This window comes from Streptomyces blastmyceticus (assembly GCF_039521185.1).
GTDB classification, from domain to species: domain Bacteria; phylum Actinomycetota; class Actinomycetes; order Streptomycetales; family Streptomycetaceae; genus Streptomyces; species Streptomyces blastmyceticus.
The window spans coordinates 92,822-112,425 of sequence record NZ_BAAABW010000013.1 but is presented as its reverse complement, the minus strand read 5'-3'; the positions used below and the strand labels follow the sequence as shown (position 1 = coordinate 112,425).

The window sequence follows — 19,604 nt, the reverse complement described above, 5'->3', positions numbered from 1 at the left end:
ATGACCACACACACCGGCCGGCACTTCTTGCAGATCCCCGGCCCGACCAACGTCCCCGACCGCGTACTTCGCGCGATGTCGGCACCGACGATCGACCACCGTGGACCGGAGTTCTCGGCCCTCACGCTCCGCGTGCTGGAAGCGGTCAAGACCGTATTCGCGACCACGGGACCCGTGGTGATCTATCCCGCGTCCGGCACGGGCGCCTGGGAAGCGGCGCTGGTGAACACCCTCGACCCGGGGGGTCGCGTGCTGTGCTTCGAGACCGGCCACTTCGCCACCCTGTGGCAGGACATGGCCCGCTCGCTCGGCCTCGTGGTCGACTTCGTGCCCGGCGACTGGCGGCACGGGGTTGACCCGGGGTCCGTCCAGGACAAGCTCGCCGCCGATACCTCACACACCGTCAAGGCCGTCTGCGTCGTCCACAACGAGACGTCGACCGGCGTCACCAGCCGCATCGCCGACATCCGTCGGGCGATCGACGCGGCAGGCCACCCGGCGCTGCTGCTCGTCGACACCGTCTCCTCGCTCGGCTCGATCGACTACCGCCACGACGAGTGGGGCGTCGACGTGACGGTGGCCGGATCCCAGAAGGGTCTGATGCTCCCGCCGGGACTGGGCTTCAACGCCGTCAGCGCCAAGGCACTCGAAGCGTCGAGGACCACCTCGCACCCGAAGTCCTTCTGGGACTGGAAGCCCGTCATCGAGGCGAACAAGCGCGGATTCTTCCCCTGTACACCGGCTACGAACCTGCTCTACGGACTCGACGCGGCGCTGCAGATGCTCCTGGCAGAGGGGCTTGCGCAGGTCTTCCACCGCCATGCCCGCCATGCCAGGGCGACCCGCGCGGCCGTACGGGCGTGGGGCCTGGAGGTGCTCTGCGCCGACGAACGGGAGTATTCGGGCTCGCTCACCGCGGTGCTGATGCCGGAAGGGCACGACGCCGACGAGGTACGCAAGATCATCCTGGAGCGGTTCGACATGTCCCTCGGAGCCGGCCTCGGCAAGCTCACCGGCCGTATCTTCCGCATCGGCCACCTCGGCCACCTCAATGACCTGAGCCTGGCCGGCACCCTCGCGGGCGTCCAGATGGGGCTCGAACTGGCCGGGGTGCCCACCGACCCGTCCGGTGTCAACGCGGCCCTGGACGTCCTGCGTTCCCCGTGACGCGCACCGCTCGCCGAGTCCCGCCTCTCCCCCGACCCCCCGCAAGGAGACCGGATCATGAGCGTGACCAGCAAGTCCTCGCCCGGCAGTGGCACATCGCACCCGGACCTGGAACTCAGGCTGCGGCGCGACCTGGAAGGCGAGGTCGCCTTCGACGACTACACGCGGCACCTGTTCTCGCGGGACGCCAGCATGTACTCCATCACCCCGGCCGGTGTGGCCTTCCCGCGCCACGCCGACGATGTGGCCGCCGCCGTCAAGGCCGCCGCCGAGCACGGAGTCCCGCTGACGCCCCGCGGCGCGGCCACGAGCCTGGCCGGACAGACGGTGGGACCGGGCCTGGTGGTGGATCTGTCACGCCATATGAACCGCATCGTGGAGATCGATCCCGGAGGGTGCACGGCACTGGTCGAAGCCGGAGTCGTCCAGGACCAGTTGAACCGTGCGGCCGCGCCTCTGGGCCTGATGTTCGGCCCCGACACCTCGACGAGCAACCGCGCCACGCTCGGCGGGATGATCGGGAACAACTCGGCGGGCAGCGGATCGGTCCGGTACGGCATGACGATCGACCATGTCCGCGAGCTCGACGTGGTCCTGGCCGATGGCAGCCGGACGCGTCTGGGCCCGCTCGACACGGCCGAATGGACGCGCCGAGCGTCCCTGCCCACGCTGGAAGGCGAGATCCACCGGCGGCTCCCGGAGATCGTGCGGGCGAACTCCACCGCCATCGCCGACGGGTTCCCACGGTTCTGGCGCCGGGCCGGCGGCTACCGGTTGGACCGTATCGCCCGGGAGGAACGGCCCGACCTGTCCAAGCTCGTCGTGGGGTCCGAGGGCACCCTCGTGGTGGTCACGCGCGCGCTGGTCGGCCTCGTCCCCAAACCCCGCAGGACAGTGATCGCCGTCGGGCACTTCACCTCGACCGCCACCGCGATCGCCGCAACCGAGGACGCCATGGCGTGCGATCCGGCAGCCGTCGAGCTGATGGACCGCACCATCCTGGACCTGTCACGCAAGAAGATCGAGTACGCGTCGCTCGGCCGGATCCTGGCCGGGAACCCGGGCGCCCTGCTGTTCGTGACCTTCTCCGGCGACGACGAAGCGGCGCTGCTCGGTCAGTTGGAACAGCTCACGGCGCTGTGGCGGGAACACGGCCACGGCTATCACACACTGCACGCGATAACCCCTCAGCAGCAGAGCGCCCTGATGAAGGTGCGAAAGTCGAGCCTGGGCCTGCTCATGGCCGCGAGCGAGGGAACCAGGCGCCCGCTGGCCTTCGTCGAGGACACCGCGGTGGACCCCGCCCACCTGCCCGAATACACCCGGCGCTTCCAGGAAGTACTGGACCGGCACGAACTCACCGCCGGGTTCTACGGACACTGCTCCGTCGGCTGTCTGCACATCCGGCCCTTCGTGGACCTCAGCAACCCCGCGGAGGTGACGAAGATGCGTGCGGTGGCCGAGGAGATCAAGGATCTGGTCAAGGAGTACGGCGGGGCCAACTCCAGCGAGCACGGAGACGGCCTGGCACGCAGCGAGTTCAACCGGGAGCTGTTCGGCGACGAGCTGTACGAGGCCATGCGCCAGGTCAAGCACCTCTTCGACCCCGACAACCGGATGAACCCCGGCAAGATAGTCGACGCTCAGCCGATGACGGACAACCTCCGGGACGCGGCGCTGCCACCCGCCGAGCGGTTCCGCACCCGGCTGGACTTCGAGGTCGTCGGCGGAATGCGCGGTGCCGCGGACCGTTGCATGAACATCGGCGTCTGCCGCAAGACCGACACCGGCGCCATGTGCCCGTCGTACATGGCGACGCGGCAGGAGGAGCATTCGACCCGCGGGCGCGCCAATGCCCTCGTCAAGGCTCTCTCGGAACCGAACCCCAGGGAGGCACTCGGTGACGAGCGCCTCCATGAGGTGCTGGACCTGTGCCTGATGTGCAAAGCGTGCAAGAGCGAATGCCCTCTCGGAGTGGACATCGCCACCCTCAAGAGCGAAACGCTCTCGCACCACCACGACATCCACGGGGTGCCGCTGCGCTCCAGGATCTTCGGATCCATCAGGTTCCTCAACAAAGTGGGATCGGCCGCGGCGCCGCTCTCCAACCTGCCGGGACGGATCACTTCTCTGCGGCGCCTGGCGGACAGCCTGCTGGGCATCACGCCGGCCCGTCCGTTGCCACGGTTCGAACGACGCAACCTCATACGGTGGTTCCGGCACCGAGGCGCGAAACCCACTCCGGCCTCCGCCGCCCAGGGACAGGTCACCTTCCTCGCGGATTCCTTCACGACCTACACCGAGCCGGGCATCGGGCAGGCCGCGATCGAGCTCCTCGAACAGGCAGGCTGGCAGGTCCGGCTGGCCAGTACGGGCTGCTGCGGCAGGTCCAGCCTGTCCAAGGGGCTGGTGGAGAAGGCGAAGTCGAACGCCCGAGACATGGTCCATTCGCTCTTCGCCACCACACAGCCGGGCTCGCCGATCGTCGGCTGTGAACCGTCCTGCCTCATGACACTGCGCGATGAACACCTGGCGCTGCTCCCCGGTGATCCGAAGGTGAAGGACATCGCGGGACGCGTACGGCAGGTCGAGGAGCTGCTGTCCGCAGCCGTGAAAGAGGGGCGGCTGCGCCTGCGCGAGGACTCGTGGCCGGCGGGCCGCAGGCTGCTGTATCACGGCCACTGCCATCAAAAGGCCGAGGTGGGCACCGCGGCGACCATCGAGCTGCTCAAGCTGATCCCCGGCGCCCAGGTGGAGGAACTCGACGCCGGATGCTGCGGCATGGCGGGATCCTTCGGCTTCGAGTCCGAGCACTACGCGGTGTCCATGGCCGTGGGCGACGACCGGCTCTTCCCCGCCATCGAGGCGGAACCCCGTTCCACCGTCGTCGTCGCCTCCGGGGCATCGTGCCGGCAGCAGATCTTCCACGGCACCCGGCATGATGCCTGGCATCCCGTACAGCTGATCCAGGAGGCACTGGTCCCCTCCTCGTCACCCCACTGCCATCCACGGTGAGCGTGCTGGTACGCGGGGAGCGGGCACAGCTGTTGACCGGCATCCGCTCCTGGTGGAAGACGCGTTACCCGAACGGGTGATGCCGTATGTGACTACCCGATCACCTTCCGTTTATCCTCCGTGTGGTCGCGTCCAGAGGGCCGTGGATCCAGCCGTACACAAAGGTGAAAGGCATCGTCGCGTATGCCGTCTCCCGTTCTCCTCGCGCCCTCTCCGCCGGGCCCGGCGACGGTTCCCGGGTCGGCGGGCATCCGTCGGCGCCTGGAGTCGGCAGTGGCGGTGTTCGCCTCTCCGGCTACCCGGATACTGCTGGCCAGCGACGGGTTGACGACGACGCTCCTGCAGGCCGCGGTGGGTTGGCCACTCGCGGCCCAAGTGCACCGGATCGAGGCGGTCGACGGGCGAGGAGTGTCCGCCGCAGCCCGGTTCTTGCTGTGCGCGGGTGAGCGGGACCGATTCCTGGTGCGGCAGACGACCCTGGTCCTGCCCTCGGGTGAGCCGGTGTCGGAAAACACGGTGGTCCTGCGCCTGGGGGTGGATCCGCGGATCGACGCGGTGGCAGCGGACGGATCCCGGCCGATCGGCTTCGCCCTGGCCGAGGCAGATCTGATCCACGAGCGAAGGATTGTCTCTGCGGGGGCGGCCCACTGGCCGTTGGCACCGGGCACACCGCGGTGCGTGAGCAAGACCTACGTACTGACCGCACGGACGCCGACGGTGCCGGTGCTGTGCATCCAGGAGCTTTTCAACCCTTCGTTCATCTCCGCCGCACCGACCCCGGCGCGGCAGTCCGCCGATAGCGGCGGGCGGCGCACCCCTCTCGTCCTGCTCCCGGAAGGCGCCCCATGTTCCGCCCGACCCTCCTGACCGCCATACGCGGAGCGGGAGAACACCCGGCTGTGGTCGATGACTTCGGCACGACCTCCTACCGTGACCTGGACCAGTGGTCCGACCCCATCGCGCACGATCTCGGCGTGGCAGGCCATGGGCACGAGCCGCACTGCACGGTGCTGCTGCTGCCCAACAGCGCGGCATGGGTGGCTGGTTACCTGGGTGTGCTGAAGACCGGAGGCACGGTGGCGCCGCTCAACGCGGCGCTGACCGGCGCGGAGGTCGCCCGGATCCTGGCGACCTCGCATCCGCGCACCGTGCTGACCACGGTGGAACGGGCCGACGAAATCACCGCGCTGTGCGAGCAGTTGGACCTGGCCACCCGCGTCCGAACCCCGGGACCTGCGCCCGGGACGCAAGCGGATAGGACAGAGCCGTCCACGATAGCGATGCCGCAGGAGGAGTGGGACAAGGCCGTCGGCGATCCGGACGCCGCGTGTCTGATCATGCACACCTCGGGCAGCACCGGGGACTGCAAGGGCGTGGTGCAGACCGGTGCGGCCCTGCACCTGGTGGCGGACCAATGGCGCCGACAGCACCGCCTGCCCACCGACGTGGTGGCCGTACCTCTGCCGCTGGCGCACACCTACGGCCATGTGGCCGCCGCCGCGACACTGCTGGCCGGGGCAACGCTGATCGTGTCGTCCTCGAACGACCCGGCCCGCTGGGCCGATCTGCTGACCGACTGCCGCGTCACAGTGGTCGAGGCCGTACCCACCATGTACACCCGCCTGCTCCGACAGCCCGCCCTGGCCCCCGGGGCGCTGCCCGGCCTGCGCAGCTGCATCACCGGAGGCCAGGGGGCCCCGCGCGTCCTGCGCGAGGAGTGGCAACGGCGCACCGGAGTGGCGCTGGTACAGAACTGGGGCATGACCGAACTGTCCGGGCCGGGCCTGTGTGCCGATGCGGACCGTCCCGAGTGCCTGGACAGCGTCGGGGTCCCGCTGCCCGGCCTGGAGATCCGGCTGGCCGATCCGGCCGACCCCGGCGCCGAGACCGGCTCCGGTGGCACCGGAGAGCTGTGGGTGCGCGGACCGCAGGTCACCCCCGGCTACCGGGTCGACCCCTGGCAGGCCACCCCCGCCACGGACGGCGACGGGTGGCTGCACACCGGCGACCTGGTCACCCGGGACGAGCACGGCTGCGTACGCATCGCCGGCCGGTGCAAGGACGCGATCATGACCGGCGGTTACACCGTCCAGCCGGCCGAGGTCGAGGATGTCCTGCGCGCACACCCCGCGGTGCACGACGCCGCTGTGCTGGGACGCACCTGCCCCGAACGCGGCGAAGCCCCCCATGCGCTGGTGGTGCCGCACGGAACCGAGCCGGTGCCCGTGGACGACCTGATCGCGCACTGCCGCAGCGTCCTCGCCCGCTACAAGGTCCCCCGCACCATCGACTTCGTCCCCGTGCTGCCGCTGACCGCGGTCGGCAAGCTCGACCGAGCCGCCCTGCAGCAGCTGGCCGCCCCTTCCGTCATGGCGGCTCCGGCCGCACCCACCGTCCTGGAGCGACCGTGACCCTCACCGACACCCCCGCCCCCCGCGAGGCCGCCGCCGAGCTGGGGATCAACTCCCTGTTCGGGCTGCACGGGCGCACTGCCGTGGTCACCGGAGCCTCCCGGGGCATCGGCGCGGTCCTGGCCGAGGGACTGGCCGCTGCCCACGCATCGGTGGTTCTGATCGCCCGCTCCGCCCAAGGGCTGGAGCAGGTCGCCGACCGGATCCGGTCCGCCGGGGGAACCGCCCTTCCCGTGGCCTGCGACCTCACCGACCGCAGCCAGGCAGCGCACGCCTGCCAGGAGGTCCTGGAGCGCACCGGCGGCGTGGACATCCTGGTCAACAACGCCGGCGGACCGCTGTTCCAGGCCAAGTTCCTCGATGTCCGCGAGGAAGGCTGGGACAAGGTCTTCAACCTCAACCTGACCAGCGTGGTGCGCATCACCCAGCTCCTGGGCCACGGCATGGTCGAGCGCGGGACCGGCTCGGTGATCAACATCTCCTCCATCGGCGCGCTGCAGGAGTGGCCGGAGATCTCCCATTACTGCGCGGCCAAAGCCGCCCTGCTCAGCCTCACCCGCTCACTGGCCGCGGACTGGGCCCCGCACGGGGTCCGCGTCAACGCGATCTGCCCCGGCTGGATCGACACCGACGTCAACCGCGCCTATACCGCCGACCCCGCCCGCCGCCGGGCCACCGGCGCCGCCGCCGTCCCACTCGGCGGCTGGGCCCCGCCCGGCGACGTCCTGGGCACCACCGTGTGGCTGGCCTCCAATGCCTCACGGTTCGTCACCGGCGCGGTCATCCCCCTGGACGGCGGAAGCTCGGTCGGCATGCCCGCCCACCTGCGCGCCCAACTGGCCCCCACCGCGTGACCGACCTGATCATCGTCGGCGCCGGCCCGGCCGGTCTTGCCGCCGCCCTGCACGCCAAGGCCCTGGGACACCACCCCCTGGTCCTGGAAGCCGAGAGCGCCGGGCGCGACCGGCGCGGCAGCCGCGCCATCTTCATCCACCAACGCACCCTGGACCTGCTCGACGCCGCGCACCCCGGCCTGGGTGCGCGCATCGCCGCCGACGGCCTGGTCTGGCCGGTCAAACAGACCCTCTGGGCCGGCCGCAAAGTCTTCGAACGCGCCTACACCGCCGACCAGGTGCGCCGCGCTCCCTTCGCGAGCCTGCCCCAACCCGCCATCGAACAGCACCTCCTGGACGCCTGCCGCACCACAGGCGTCGACATCCGCTGGGACGCCCCCGTCACCGCCGTACGGACCACCGGCGACACCGTCACCCTCCACACCGCGGACAGCACCGTCCTGCACACCCCCTACCTGATCGCCGCCGACGGCGCCCGGTCCACCGTCCGCACGAGCCTCGGCATCCGCCTGAGCGGCGGCACCTCACGCAAGGCGTTCGTCATCGCCGACGTCGCCGAGGACCCCGGCCTCCCGCTCCCACCCGCCCGGATCTTCCACTACCGCCACCCCGCCGCCGGCAAACGCAACGTGCTACTCGTCCCGTTCCAGGGCGGCTGGCGCATGGACATCCAGTGCCGCCCCGACGACGACCCGGCACACCTCACCGACCTGGCTCCCCAATTCGCCCACGCACTGCTCGGGCCCGCCTACCGTAACCGCGTCACCTGGGCCTCCTCCTACCACTTCCGCCAACGCGTCGCCGAACACTTCACCGACCCCCACCAGCGCGTCCTGCTGGCCGGCGAGGCCGCCCACCAGTTCCCGCCCTTCGGGGCACGCGGCATGAACTCCGGCATCGCCGACGCCCACGCCGCCGCCACCGCCATCCACACCGCCCTCACCACTCCCGCCCACGATGCCGTACCCCACTACGCCGGCCGACGGCGTACCGCGGCCCTGCACAACTCCTCCGCCGCCGCCACCGCCCTGGCCCACCTCGAAGCCGACCGGCTCACCACCCGCGCCCACCAACACGCCGCCGCCCTCCTCGCCCCCCACTGGCCTCGCGCCGGCCAATGGCTCGACAGCGCTCCTTACGGCCCCCGCCTCAACCACGCGCCCGCCAATGGCTACTGATTTGCGACAGGACGTCAGGTGGGCTTCGGCTGCGCGCGCAAGAGACAGAACTCGCCCCTTGCGCTCTAGCGAGCACGTGAACCTTCCCCCTCGGACCAGCGCGGGCAGGCGATCGACTCGCGCTGGGCAATCGACTCATCAGACCTCGGGTGTGGAGACCCTTGCCCGACTCGGAGGTGTACATGCCGTGCGCCTGTCCGTGCTGACCGACGAGACGACTTCCCCGGAGCGGCAGCGCGAGGCGGATGACCTTGCCGCTGCCGCTCTCGGCATCGACTTCGACGGACGTGAAGCCGTCGACCTGGACGTGAGCGCGTCCAAGGTGGGCCCGTTCGACCCGAAGGAAGCCACCCGCGCGGCAGCCATGGCAGCGTTGGAGACCTATCGACGTGGCATGTGATGAACTCAAGCAAATCTGCTGCGAGTTAGCTGACTGTGAGGCGCCAGCCCCCCTGGGGCTGTGCTCGCCGCACTGTATCGGCTCGAAGTCGGCACGGACCCCGGACCTCTTGACCTGTACAAGCTGGACTGCTGCCCCCCAGCACTTATGGCCACTGCCCCCGACGACTGCCCGTGCTGGGCGGCCGGCGGGGGGCTTTCTGCGTTGGGCGCGAACCCGAGCCTATCCCCGATTGGGGACGGCAGGCGTTACCTCATTCCCCGGGCGACCGGTTGTATTCGGCCATTGTGGGCTTAGAGGTTGATGCGTCCTTGAAGGTCAGTTCCCATGGGCCAGTGTTCACGTCGAAATCCTTGCCGAAGCCGACCCACTTACCACTCATCTTCCGGCCCGTAGGTTCGACAAGGAGCTGAATAGCCCCGTGATAAACAGCCCCGGCATAGTAGCCATCCCGTGCTGTTTCCTCGCGCCATGTTCCCGTGACTACGTTTCCTTCAACGGTCAGGTCGAGCATCAGCGGAGAATTCGGGTTCGAAGAGCCTTCCGGCAGCGAGCGCGCCGTCAGCTTGTTGCCGTGCTGGAGTACCACTACATAGTGCTCTCCGGTGAAGTCGGATTCCCGCCCCGACGAGTGGTACTCGTATCGGGACAGCCAGATGCCGGACAGGGTTCCGTGATCGTCGTGCTTGGTCATGGGGGCGATACCTCCTGGGGCTGTTGCGGCTCGCGCCTTCGCCGCCTCTCGCTGTTCTGGTTCACGACCGTTCAGCACGGCTGACTCTGCCGCTCGTGCGTTCGGCCCTGGTGGGGCGAACCCTAAAGCCTCGATCGGTAGACCTGTTACACGCTCCAGGGCCCTGGCGTAGACGGGTCGGGGGTTGAGGACGTTCCCTGACTCCCATCGCTGAACGTTGCGTTTGGCGCAGTCGTTCGGTTCACCTGATTCCTTCCCTGCCTGACGTATGGCGAGAGCTAGATCATCTTGCGACATGCGCAGGCTGATTCTGACAGCGCGAAGGATCGTGTTGGGTTCGGCCACGTCTTCGACAGTAGGGCGCTGGGCGACAGTTGGGCACGGGTTTTGACCGATGTATGACGCCGGTATGACGCCTTGACGGTCGCCGCGCTGCCTCTGCACCCGGCGGTACACCTGTGGCACTGACGGGGGCAACGCCCGAAGGGATTGGCTTGCATGAGCACACGTGCCGTGATCGCACACGCTGATTGGACCGTTCGGCCCGACCGTGAGCCGGACGCGAAGCCCCACACCTACGCCCAGGAGTGCGACGTGTGTGGCGAGGGCTCCCCCCGGAGCACCGACCAGGAGGTTGGTTCGCTCTGGATCTTGGAGCACGTCAGGGCCAACCCGTCGCACCACTCCTACACGCAGATCGTTAAGCGCCCGTTCCACGCGTGGATGAGGCAGCCGTGATCCGACGCGCCTCCCTCCGATGGGCCGGAGCGATCTGGGCCACGACGGTCGTCGTCTCCGTCGCCCTGGCGATCCTGCTTGCGATCATCAGCAACCCGTATCACCGATGAGCCCTCCGCCTCGATGGCCGAGGCGGCAAATACACGCAACCAAAAAGGAGAGTGCAGTGGTCGACACTACCCTTGTTCGTCCCGCTCCCGAGAGGGTGTCCGAGCGCGCACGAGAGATCCTCTCGGCAATTGAGGCCGACCCGGAGTTCGAGCGTCTGCGCACCGGGTGCGCCAAGTACGACAAGGACTGGCAGAGCTTCACGGGCTACGCGCTTGTCGACGGCTTCGACGTCGAGAAGGACACCGTTCCGTTGTTCCCGGAAGCCCTCCGGGCAATGGCGATCAAGTCGGCCGTCTACGAGATGACGGATGGTGACGAGTACGCGGCAGAGGTTCCCGTCTCCGTCCCCGTAGATGAGATGATCCACGCTCTTGCCGCTCAGTTCACCGTGCTGAGCCGTGTTCAGGAGCGGACCGGGATCAAGTTCGTTCACGCCACGGACCGCGAGGAAATCGGCGGCTGGGACCACGGCGACTACACGCACCAGGTCTACCGGGCCGCATGGGGACCGGTGAACGAGCGGTTCTGGATCAGCAAGGACGAAACCGAGAAGCGGCGCGCCGCCGCCATCAAGAAGTATGAGCCGCTGGGCATCTTCGAAGGCGGACGAAGGTTCGCCCCCGGCTTCGCCACAGCGAGCTAACTGAGAGCGCGGCGCAGCGCCGTGATGACGTCCACTTCGGGGAAGGTACGGGGAATCTCGGTGGCGGCTTGCTCGATCAGCAATTCGAGCACTCCCGGCGCTGCGCTGTGCATCATGTCGCGCAGGTACGAGTCCAGCTCGGCAACGTCGTCAGGCAACGCAAGCTTCGTGGCCACGGGCAGGCCATCGGTCCTGTATCTCCCCGCAGGGATGCCGACCTTCTCCGGATGCACGCACACGGGCACACCGTCAGTGGTGTACCGGTGCCCGTCGGCGGGATTGAACGGGCAGTCGCGCGAGGGCCGTTCGAGCACGTCGAAGGCCCCGAGGGGGAAGCGGCGCGACGGACAGATCCCGCATGCCGGGTGCTCGTCGCTGGTGACGTAAGCCTCAGCCATGACACCGAAGCCTAGGCCCCTGGTCGCCCCGTCTGTGCGCTTCTCCCCCGAGGCGCATGGGCGGGGCTTCTTGCCACCGCCGACCGCCCGGCACCGTAGAACGGTAAGTCGAGAGCGTTCAGGTCGGCCAGGACACGCCAGCTCTCAGCCCGCGCCGCGGCCGATCGACCCAGTAGGTAAATAAATCGAACATGCACGGTGAAAACGTGTAGCCTCCATCCGTTTCCTTCATCCCTGACAAAGGACAGCAAAAGCTGTGAAGACGATCCGGAAGACCGCCATGGCGGTGACCAGCGCCGCTCTGGTCATGGGCCTGGCGGCGTGCGGGAGCGACACCAAGTCGTCGGAGAGCAAGGGCGGTTCCTCCGGCCGCGCCGACGACGCGACCGGCAAGCGGGCCGACGCCCCTGCCGTGTTGAAGGCGGCCCTGGAGAAGATGACGCAGCAGAACTCGTACCGGACCGTCGAGACGGGGAAGACCGGTAACGAGCCCGAGTCCCGTGCCGAGATGACGTTCCAGAACGAGCCCGAGGCCACCGAGACCAAGACCTCCGGGGAGAAGTCGAAGGGAACCGCTTCCGGCGGCACCCATCTCCTCTCCATCGGCGGGGTGATGTACATGGCCACGAGCGACGTACCGGGCAAGTCCTGGTACACCATGGACGATCTCGACTCCGCCCCGAAGACGCCGGAGCCCTCCCAGGGGAAGTCCGGGGAGAAGCCGAAGGAGAACCCCGGGCGGCGCGTTCAGGGGTCCATGAAGAAGTGGGTCAGCGCGCTGCTGGCCGTCTCCAAGGATCTCCGGCACGTCGGCGGTGAAACGGTGGGCGGCCGTGCCGCCGACCACTACCGGGGGACGGTCGTGCTCGCCGACCTGGAGCACTACGAGGGCCCGGCCATGACGAAGGACTACCGGGACCGGTACCTGCTGCAGACCAAGAAGTCCGGCATGGACAAGACGCAAATCGACGTCTGGGTCGACGAGAAGGGCCTCATCGCCAAGGAGGAGGAGAGGGGCAGGTCTCCCAAGGGCGACGGGCGGATCACCGAGGAGTTCTCGGACTACGGCGTCGACCCCAAGATCAAGGCACCCGACCGCAAGGACGTCGCCACGTGGTCGGAATACGTGGCGTCGGCCGGCAAGAACTACCGGACGCACGGCTGAGATGAGAGGGATGCAGGGTGCGGCATGTGACAGTGCGCCCTGCATCCAGTGACGTGAACAACGCTTGCCGACGTCAGTCTTCCGGCTTCGGGGCGAACTCGGTGGCGGGCACAGTGGCGTAGCGGCTCATGGTTCGGATGGTCGTCTGTGCGGTCGGTTCCTGGCCGGCGGTGATCATGTCCCGCAGGTCGCGGAAGTACTGGAGGTACAGGTCGGGTGTGAAGGTGGTGAGCATGACGGCCGGTTGGTCGCCCGGGTTGGCGAAGGTGTGCGGGGCTCCGGGCGGGATCATCACGAGCGTGCCCGCGGCCGCGTCGTAGTTCTTCTCCCCCACCGTGAACCGCACCGTGCCGGAGATGACATAGAAGCCCTCGTCGTGCTGGGCGTGGCGGTGCTGCGGTGGCCCGGCCGTGTGCGGGGCGAGGATGGTCTCGGCGACGCCGAGACGGTGTCCGGTGGTGCTGCCGTCCTCGAGGACGCGCAGTCGGGTGGTGCCCAGGAGGATCGTCTCGCCGTCGCCCGGGCCGACCACCGATACTTCAGTCATTCTCCGCTCCTTCAGGGGAGTTCACCGCATCGGCTTTCATGTTCCGATTCCACCGTCCGGGCGCCGAGGCTGTACAGGACCGATGAGGTGGTGTCGATACCGTGGGGGTATCGTCGCTGGTCATGGAGCTACGCACGCTGCGCTATTTCGTTGCCGTCGCCGAGGAACTCCACTTCGGCCGGGCGGCCGCCCGGTTGCACATGAGCCAGCCGCCGCTGAGCCGGGCGATCAAGCAGTTGGAGGCCGATGTCGGCGCCGTTCTGTTGCACCGCTCCGCCGCGGGCGTCGCGCTCACCCCGGCCGGGGCCGTGCTGCTGGACGAGGCGCGCATCCTGCTCGGCCGGGCCGACCGGGTACGCGAGCGCGTGGCCGCGGAGGCCGGCGCCGCGAGCATCACCGTCGGCATCCTGGCCGACAGCGCCGACCGAGGTACGACGCGGCTGGCGGCCGCGTACCGCCGACGGCACCCGGGTGTCGAGGTCCGCGTCCGCGAGACCGGCCTGACCGATCCGACCTGTGGGCTGCGCGCCGGGCTGGTCGACGTCGCTCTGACCCTCGGGCCGTTCGACGAGACCGGCCTGACGGTGCGTGAGTTGCGCGTCGACCCGGTGGGCGCGGTGCTGCGTGCCGACGATCCGCTGGCCCGCCGCGATCGCCTGGAACTGGCCGACCTGGCCGGCCGGCGCTGGTTCCGGTTCCCGGACGGTACCGACCCCGTCTGGCGGTCGTACTGGAGCGGCGGTGAGGCCCGCGAGGGTCCGGTGGTGCGCGCCGTTCAGGAGTGTGTGCAGGCCGTGCTCTGGAACGGCACGGTCGGGATGGCCCCGCTCGGGCACGCCCTGCCCGAGGAGCTGGCCGTCGTACCGCTGGTCGACATGGCGCCGACCCGCGTGGTGGCGGTGTGGAAGGAAGGCGACACGAACCCGCTGATCCGGTCGTTCGTCCGGATCGCGAGCGCCGTCTACCGCGACTGAGCGCCTCGCGGCCGACGACTGCGGCCCGCCGGCTCGGCGCGTCGCGGAAGTGTCCACAGCGCGTTGACCTAAAGCGGCCAACCTCAGCGCGGGCGGGCGCCCGGCCTCGCTCGTGTTGGCTGAAAACATCGGGTTACCCACTGTCCAGCTCCCATGTGATCGCTCGTCCCCCGACACTCCCATTCGTGTTCTCCCGCCTCGGCTCCGGGCATACGCCGAGCACTCACCAACCCCCGCCCACCAGGCCCTTCTCTTCAAACAACCGTGGCCTGATGTGACCCTTGTGACTCAAGTGACGCAAGGGCAATGATCCGCCTCCAAGGAGGATCATGACTACTCTCAAGGCCGGCCTTGGAGATGCCCAGGCTGTGGTGATCGGCGGTGGCCTCGCCGGGCTGCTCACGGCGCGGGTGCTCGCCCAGCACGTTGCACGCGTGGTCGTGGTGGAGCAGGACCGACTGCCCGAAGGGCCCGTACCGCGGCGCGGGGTGCCGCAGTCCACTCATGTGCACGGCCTCGGGGTGCGCGGGCTGCGGACGCTGGAGCGGCTGCTGCCCGGCTTCACCGGTGAGTTGACCGGTGCCGGGGCGCCCATGCTGGACCTCGCCGGGGATCTCGCGATGCGCAATCCGCATGGGTGGGCCGCGGTCTTCCCCTCCGGGCTGGGCTTCGTGTGTGCCAGCCGCCCCCTGGTGGAGTGGACGGTCCGGCGCATGGTCCGCACGGCACCCAACATCGTGTTCCACGAGGGGACCCGGGTCACCGGCCTCACCGGGAACACATCGGCCGTCACCGGAGTGCGGCTGCACACCACCGAAGGCCCGGACCACGACAGACCGACACTCACCGCGGACCTCGTGGTCGACGCCACCGGCCGGGGCTCCCCCGTGGACACCTGGCTGGAGCAACTCGGCTGTGTGCCGCCACCGAAAGAGGTCATCGACCCGCACATCGGTTACGCGAGCCGCATCTACCGCGTCCCCGAGGGGCACCGCGCCGCGTGGCAGGCCTGCTACATCCAGGGCGGGCCGCCCGGCCCGCACCGAGGTGGTGTGCTGGCGCCCCTCGAAGGCGGCCGGTGGATCGTCACCCTCATCGGGAGCGGCGCCGACCGGCCCTCCACTCGGGAGCCGGACTTCCTGCCGTACGCGCGCGGCCTGGCCGACCCGCTCATCGCGGACTCCATCGCCCACGCGGAACCGCTGACCGGCATCACGGGCAGCCACGCGACCAGCAACCGCCGTCGGCTGATCCGCCCAGGGGCACGGCTGCCCGGCAATCTCCTGCTCACCGGTGACGCCCTGTGCTGCTTCAACCCGGTGTACGGCCAGGGCATGACCGCGGCCGCCCTCGGCGCGGCCCTGCTCGGAGAGTGCCTGACCGGGCGTCCGGAGCTGTCCGGGATCTCACCGCGCTACCACAGCCGGCTCACCACGCTCACCAACAGCTTCTGGGACATGGCCGCGGCGGCCGACAACGTCCTGCCCGACACCGAGGGCACCCCGCCGTCCTGGTCCCAGCGCGTGGCCTCGCGCTACATGGACCGGGTGCAGGCCGCCTGCACCCGCGACCCCCGGGTCCACCTGACATTTCTGGAAGTTCTCCACTCCCTGCGCCCGCCGTCGAGCCTCCTCGCGCCGGGCATCGCGCTCAGCGCCCTGGCCGGACGGGGAGCGGGGCAGGGCCGCCCGGCACCGGCAACGTCCGGCACCCCGTAGACCCCCGTAGGCCCCCTTCAGTGAGGACCCCCCACCATGCTCGATCAGTCCGCACCGGTACGCGTACCGCAGTTGCGCTGCCCGTTCCCGTCCGCGGTCCACCCGGCCGCCGCACACCTGGAGGAGTCCGCGGTCGCGTGGATGCGGCGGTTCGGCTTCATCCGCGACGCCGCCGAGGAAGAGGCGGCACGCGCCGCCCAGTTCGGCAGACTCGCGGCCCTGACCTACCCGCACGCCAGCGCCGAGGGCGCTCAGCTGGCCTGCGACTGGATGATCTGGCTGTTCCTGCAGGACGACGAGTACATGGAACGCGCCGCCGAGGCCGGCCGGCCCATGGACTACGCGCGTCACACGCTCCGCTGCCTGCGCGTCCTGCACGACCCCGACGCCCCGCCGGGCGAGGACCCGTACATCCTCGCCCTGCACGAGCTGTGCGCGCGGACCAGACGGCAGATCGGCCCCGAGCACTTCCAGCGGTTCGTCGCCGGACTGCACGAGTACTTCACCGGCGCCGGGGCCGAGGTCATCTACCTCTGCAACCGGGAGATCCCGTCCCTGCAGGAATACATCGCACTCCGCGAGTCGAGCATCGCCCTGCGCTCGGTGATGTTCGTCCTCCTGGAGAGCGGCATGAACTGCCCTCTGCCGGGCGACCGTTGGGGCAGCACGGAGATCCAGTCGCTCGCCCTCTCGGCGAGCCGCGTCAACTCCTGGATCAACGACATCCTCTCCGGCCTGCGCGAGCTGCACTGGCCCGGAGCCATCAACCTGATCACCGTCCTCGCGCAGCACCACGGCTGTGCTCCCACGGAGGCGATCGGGATGGCCGTCGCGTACCACGACCGGGAGCTCGGCGCCTTCCTGGACATGGCCGAACGGCTCCGGCGTACGTCCGACGACCCGCGGGTCGGGCGCTATCTCGACGGGCTGACCGCGTGGACCCGCGGCAACCAGGACTGGAGCCTGACCTGCGGCCGCTACCACGTGGACAACCCCGACCTCGGGGTGACCGGTCCGCAGCACTTCGGCGAATGACGGCCGACGGACCCCGAAGGGAACCCCCCGTGCCCACCGCCTCCCCCGCACCGGCAGCGCCGGACCCCCGTCCGATGGACCTGCCGACCCTCACCGGCTACCGCTTCGTCCTGGCCTTCGTGGTGCTCTTCTGCCACGCGGCCTTCATCTCCTCCGTGTTCCGCGACAAGGCACTGCACGGCCTCCTCGGCCTGACCCTGCCGCTGGCCACGGGCGCCGTTGCCTCCTTCTTCATGCTCAGCGGCTTCATCCTGACCTGGTCGGCGCCCCGGAACGACACCACGCGCGGGTTCTGGCGGCGCAGGTTCTGGAAGATCGTGCCGAACCACGTGGTCGCCTGGGCCGCCGCCGTGCTCTTCCTCCTCGTGACCACCACACCGTCGCCCATGCTGTCCACACCGACGGACGTCCCCCTGGGCCCTGCCCTGGCGAACCTGTTCCTCGTCCAGAACTGGGTACCGGACGCGCACTACTTCGTCGGCCCCAACGTGCCGGCCTGGTCGATATCCTGCGAGGCGTTCTTCTACCTGCTCTTCCCCTTCCTCCTGCGGGGCCTGCGCCGGATCGCCGCCGGGAACCTGTGGCGATGGTGGACCGCCGTCGCCGCGGCGATCCCGCTCATGGCGCTGGTGAGCCTCCTCGTCGACGGGCCCACGCTCTACGACTGGCTGCCGCTCAACGGCACCCGGCTCTGGTTCATCTACGCCTTCCCCCCGGTGCGGCTCCTCGAATTCACCCTGGGAATCCTCACCGCCCGCCTGGTGCAGGAGGGCCGCTGGGTCAGGATGCGACGTCCGGTGCTCATCGGGCTGCCCGTGGCCGCCTTCCTCCTCGTCCCGGTGCTGCCCCCGACCTTCGTCTTCGGCGCGGCCCTGTGCGTACCGCTCGCCCTGGTCATCCCGGCCCTCGCCCTCAAGGACATCGAGCGGCGCGGATCCGCACTCCGCCACCGGCGCGTCGTCGCCCTCGGGCACTCCTCCTACGCGCTGTACATCATCCACTACCCGATCATCATGACGGTCCGTCAAGTCGCCGGAACCGGACGGAAATTCGGGACGGGCACGGCCACCCTGCTCGTCCTCGGCATCATGGCGGCGTCCCTCGCCGTCGCGCACCTGCTCCACCGGTACTGCGAGGTGCCGCTCATGCGCCGCTACGCACGGCCCCGTCCCGCTCCCCTCCCCGCCCCCGCGACAGCAGGAGAAACCCATGTCCCCTCGCACTGAGACCCTCTCCCCACCCACCGCCCCCGGCTCCCTCCCGGGCATCGGCCACATCCTTCCCCTGCTCCGCGACCCCCTGTCGTTCATGACCTCGCTGTCCACCGTCGGCGACGTGGTGCGCATCGACGTCGCCCGCATGCCCGCGTACGTGGTCACGGACCCGGAGCTCGTCCGGCGGGTGCTGGTCACCAGCGACCACGACTTCACCCAGGGCCGCGTCTACGAAAAACTGAGCCAGTTCCTGGGCGAGGGCGTGGGCACCACCTCCGGCCGCAAGCACCGCAAGCTGCGCCGCCTGATCCAGCCCGCCTTCCACCGCGACCGCATAGCGGAGTACGCCGACACGATGCGGACCGCGGCCGAGAACATGGTGGCCGACTGGCGGCCCGGCCAGGAGATCGCCGTCGACAGCGCCATGAACGACATGGCGCTGACCGCCGTCACCGCCTGCCTCTTCGACACGGAGATGGGCCCGCGCGCCTCGGCGGAATTCCGGGAGAGCATCCTGACCCTCTTCCACGGCGCGGTGCTGCGCACGCTGCTGCCCACCGCGTGGGAGAAGGTCCCCACACCCGGCAACCACCGCTACCGGCGGGCCATCACCGTGGCCAACAGGATCATCGACGAGACGATCAGCACGTACCGCACCCCGGGCCACGAGCGCGACGACATGCTGTCCCTGCTGCTGGCCGCCCGGGACGACGACGGCGACGGCCTCACCGACAAGCAGATCCGCGACCAGGTGATCACTTTCCTCTTCGCCGGTGTGGAGACGACGGGCGCGACCATCGCCTGGGCCCTCTACGAGATCGCACGGCACCCCGCGGTCGAGAAGCAGCTGCACGAGGAGCTCGACCGCGTCCTCGCCGGCCGTCCCCCGACCTGGAAGGACCTCTGCGAGCTGCGCTACACCAGCCGCGTCATCAGCGAGACCCTGCGCCTGCACGCCCCCTGGCTCATCCTCCGCCGCACCCTGCGCGAAGTGCGGCTCGGCGAGGCGACACTCCCCGAAGGCGCCGAGGTCATCTACAGCCCGTACGCCCTCCAGCACGACCCGAGGTTCTTCACCGCCCCCTCCCGGTTCGACCCCGACCGCTGGCTGGACGACCGGGCAGCGACCCAACCGCGCGGCGCCCACATCCCCTTCGGCGCCGGAGTCCACAAGTGCGTCGGCGACGTCTTCGCCACCACCGAGATCACCATCGCCCTGGCCGTCATCTGCTCCCGCCTGCGCCTGCGTTCCCGCTCCCTCCGCCCGATCCCCGAGGTGGCAGCGGCCACCACCCACCCGAAGGGGCTCACCATGGTCGTGGAGCCACGGATAGGGGTCTGA

17 protein-coding genes and 1 pseudogene are annotated in these 19,604 nt (G+C 69.5%); 15 read left to right on the top strand and 3 right to left on the bottom strand.

The genetic code is table 11. From position 1 onward, the window contains the following. The 7 genes and pseudogenes from ABD269_RS10715 to ABD269_RS10685 form a co-directional block, all read left to right on the top strand. Entirely contained in the window at nucleotides 1–1,167 is a 1,167-nt protein-coding gene (locus tag ABD269_RS10715; RefSeq protein ID WP_344117557.1) for a pyridoxal-phosphate-dependent aminotransferase family protein, read from the top strand. A 57-nt stretch (nucleotides 1,168–1,224) separates the two neighbouring features. After that, nucleotides 1,225–4,182, top strand: a complete 2,958-nt coding sequence (locus ABD269_RS10710) for an FAD-binding and (Fe-S)-binding domain-containing protein (protein WP_344117556.1) — start codon at nucleotides 1,225–1,227, stop codon at nucleotides 4,180–4,182. Nucleotides 4,183–4,455: 273 nt separating this feature from the next. Further along, entirely contained in the window at nucleotides 4,456–5,049 is a 594-nt protein-coding gene (locus tag ABD269_RS10705) for a hypothetical protein (protein WP_344117555.1), read from the top strand. Continuing rightward, the gene (locus tag ABD269_RS10700) at nucleotides 5,028–6,593 is read left to right on the top strand and encodes a class I adenylate-forming enzyme family protein (RefSeq protein ID WP_344117554.1); all 1,566 of its coding nucleotides are present in this window, start codon (nucleotides 5,028–5,030) and stop codon (nucleotides 6,591–6,593) included. The genes ABD269_RS10705 and ABD269_RS10700 overlap by 22 nt, the downstream gene beginning before the upstream one ends. After that, the gene (locus tag ABD269_RS10695; RefSeq protein WP_344117553.1) at nucleotides 6,590–7,447 is read left to right on the top strand and encodes an SDR family NAD(P)-dependent oxidoreductase; all 858 of its coding nucleotides are present in this window, start codon (nucleotides 6,590–6,592) and stop codon (nucleotides 7,445–7,447) included. The genes ABD269_RS10700 and ABD269_RS10695 overlap by 4 nt, the downstream gene beginning before the upstream one ends. After that, nucleotides 7,444–8,625, top strand: coding sequence for an FAD-dependent monooxygenase (locus tag ABD269_RS10690; protein WP_344117552.1), 1,182 nt, complete (start codon nucleotides 7,444–7,446; stop codon nucleotides 8,623–8,625). Before ABD269_RS10695 ends, ABD269_RS10690 begins: the two co-directional genes overlap by 4 nt. Nucleotides 8,626–8,776: 151 nt before the next feature. Further along, a pseudogene (locus tag ABD269_RS10685) lies at nucleotides 8,777–8,971 on the top strand (recombinase family protein); the annotation flags it as partial. 307 nt (nucleotides 8,972–9,278) lie between these two features. On the opposite strand, the gene ABD269_RS10680 reads toward ABD269_RS10685, so the two are convergent. Continuing rightward, on the bottom strand, nucleotides 9,279–10,016 hold the full coding sequence (locus ABD269_RS10680) for an XRE family transcriptional regulator (protein ID WP_344117870.1): 738 nt from the start codon (nucleotides 10,014–10,016) through the stop codon (nucleotides 9,279–9,281). Between the two features lie 201 nt (nucleotides 10,017–10,217). On the opposite strand from ABD269_RS10680, the gene ABD269_RS35505 reads away from it, so the two are divergent. Both ABD269_RS35505 and ABD269_RS10675 read left to right on the top strand, forming a co-directional pair. Further along, the gene (locus ABD269_RS35505; RefSeq protein ID WP_486387800.1) at nucleotides 10,218–10,457 is read left to right on the top strand and encodes a DUF7848 domain-containing protein; all 240 of its coding nucleotides are present in this window, start codon (nucleotides 10,218–10,220) and stop codon (nucleotides 10,455–10,457) included. Nucleotides 10,458–10,623: 166 nt separating this feature from the next. Beyond that, a complete protein-coding gene (locus tag ABD269_RS10675; RefSeq protein ID WP_344117551.1) occupies nucleotides 10,624–11,211 on the top strand; it encodes a hypothetical protein in 588 nt (195 codons plus the stop codon). Here ABD269_RS10675 and ABD269_RS10670 read toward each other — a convergent pair. Continuing rightward, nucleotides 11,208–11,609 (bottom strand): hypothetical protein, encoded by a 402-nt coding sequence (locus tag ABD269_RS10670; protein WP_344117550.1) that lies wholly within the window; start codon nucleotides 11,607–11,609, stop codon nucleotides 11,208–11,210. The genes ABD269_RS10675 and ABD269_RS10670 overlap by 4 nt on opposite strands. Before the next feature lie 256 nt (nucleotides 11,610–11,865). Between ABD269_RS10670 and ABD269_RS10665 the strand changes: the two genes are divergently transcribed. Next, nucleotides 11,866–12,774: an SCO4651 family lipoprotein gene (locus ABD269_RS10665; protein WP_344117549.1), complete on the top strand. Its 909-nt coding sequence runs from the start codon at nucleotides 11,866–11,868 to the stop codon at nucleotides 12,772–12,774. A 73-nt stretch (nucleotides 12,775–12,847) separates the two neighbouring features. Here ABD269_RS10665 and ABD269_RS10660 read toward each other — a convergent pair whose 3' ends face one another. Next, a complete protein-coding gene (locus ABD269_RS10660) occupies nucleotides 12,848–13,321 on the bottom strand; it encodes a cupin domain-containing protein (protein WP_344117548.1) in 474 nt (157 codons plus the stop codon). A 122-nt stretch (nucleotides 13,322–13,443) separates the two neighbouring features. Between ABD269_RS10660 and ABD269_RS10655 the strand changes: the two genes are divergently transcribed. The 5 genes from ABD269_RS10655 to ABD269_RS10635 all read left to right on the top strand — a co-directional run bounded on the left by ABD269_RS10655 (nucleotide 13,444) and on the right by ABD269_RS10635 (nucleotide 19,604). Then, nucleotides 13,444–14,295: a LysR family transcriptional regulator gene (locus ABD269_RS10655; RefSeq protein ID WP_344117547.1), complete on the top strand. Its 852-nt coding sequence runs from the start codon at nucleotides 13,444–13,446 to the stop codon at nucleotides 14,293–14,295. 329 nt (nucleotides 14,296–14,624) lie between these two features. Then, nucleotides 14,625–16,013 (top strand): FAD-dependent oxidoreductase, encoded by a 1,389-nt coding sequence (locus ABD269_RS10650; RefSeq protein WP_344117546.1) that lies wholly within the window; start codon nucleotides 14,625–14,627, stop codon nucleotides 16,011–16,013. Nucleotides 16,014–16,049: 36 nt separating this feature from the next. Continuing rightward, the gene (locus ABD269_RS10645) at nucleotides 16,050–17,048 is read left to right on the top strand and encodes a terpene synthase family protein (protein WP_344117545.1); all 999 of its coding nucleotides are present in this window, start codon (nucleotides 16,050–16,052) and stop codon (nucleotides 17,046–17,048) included. A 29-nt stretch (nucleotides 17,049–17,077) separates the two neighbouring features. After that, nucleotides 17,078–18,274, top strand: coding sequence for an acyltransferase family protein (locus ABD269_RS10640; protein WP_344117544.1), 1,197 nt, complete (start codon nucleotides 17,078–17,080; stop codon nucleotides 18,272–18,274). After that, nucleotides 18,258–19,604, top strand: a complete 1,347-nt coding sequence (locus ABD269_RS10635) for a cytochrome P450 (RefSeq protein ID WP_344117543.1) — start codon at nucleotides 18,258–18,260, stop codon at nucleotides 19,602–19,604. The genes ABD269_RS10640 and ABD269_RS10635 overlap by 17 nt, the downstream gene beginning before the upstream one ends.

Excerpts from the sequence above, each read along its gene's own strand:
- ABD269_RS10715 (WP_344117557.1), top strand. The coding sequence starts at position 1 with ATGACCACACACACCGGCCGGCACTTCTTGCAGATCCCCGGCCCGACC.
- ABD269_RS10710 (WP_344117556.1), top strand. The coding sequence starts at position 1,225 with ATGAGCGTGACCAGCAAGTCCTCGCCCGGCAGTGGCACATCGCACCCG.
- ABD269_RS10700 (WP_344117554.1), top strand. The coding sequence starts at position 5,028 with ATGTTCCGCCCGACCCTCCTGACCGCCATACGCGGAGCGGGAGAACAC.
- ABD269_RS10680 (WP_344117870.1), bottom strand. The coding sequence starts at position 10,016 with ATGTCGCAAGATGATCTAGCTCTCGCCATACGTCAGGCAGGGAAGGAA.
- ABD269_RS35505 (WP_486387800.1), top strand. The coding sequence starts at position 10,218 with ATGAGCACACGTGCCGTGATCGCACACGCTGATTGGACCGTTCGGCCC.
- ABD269_RS10670 (WP_344117550.1), bottom strand. The coding sequence starts at position 11,609 with ATGGCTGAGGCTTACGTCACCAGCGACGAGCACCCGGCATGCGGGATC.
- ABD269_RS10660 (WP_344117548.1), bottom strand. The coding sequence starts at position 13,321 with ATGACTGAAGTATCGGTGGTCGGCCCGGGCGACGGCGAGACGATCCTC.
- ABD269_RS10655 (WP_344117547.1), top strand. The coding sequence starts at position 13,444 with ATGGAGCTACGCACGCTGCGCTATTTCGTTGCCGTCGCCGAGGAACTC.
- ABD269_RS10650 (WP_344117546.1), top strand. The coding sequence starts at position 14,625 with ATGACTACTCTCAAGGCCGGCCTTGGAGATGCCCAGGCTGTGGTGATC.
- ABD269_RS10645 (WP_344117545.1), top strand. The coding sequence starts at position 16,050 with ATGCTCGATCAGTCCGCACCGGTACGCGTACCGCAGTTGCGCTGCCCG.
- ABD269_RS10635 (WP_344117543.1), top strand. The coding sequence starts at position 18,258 with ATGTCCCCTCGCACTGAGACCCTCTCCCCACCCACCGCCCCCGGCTCC.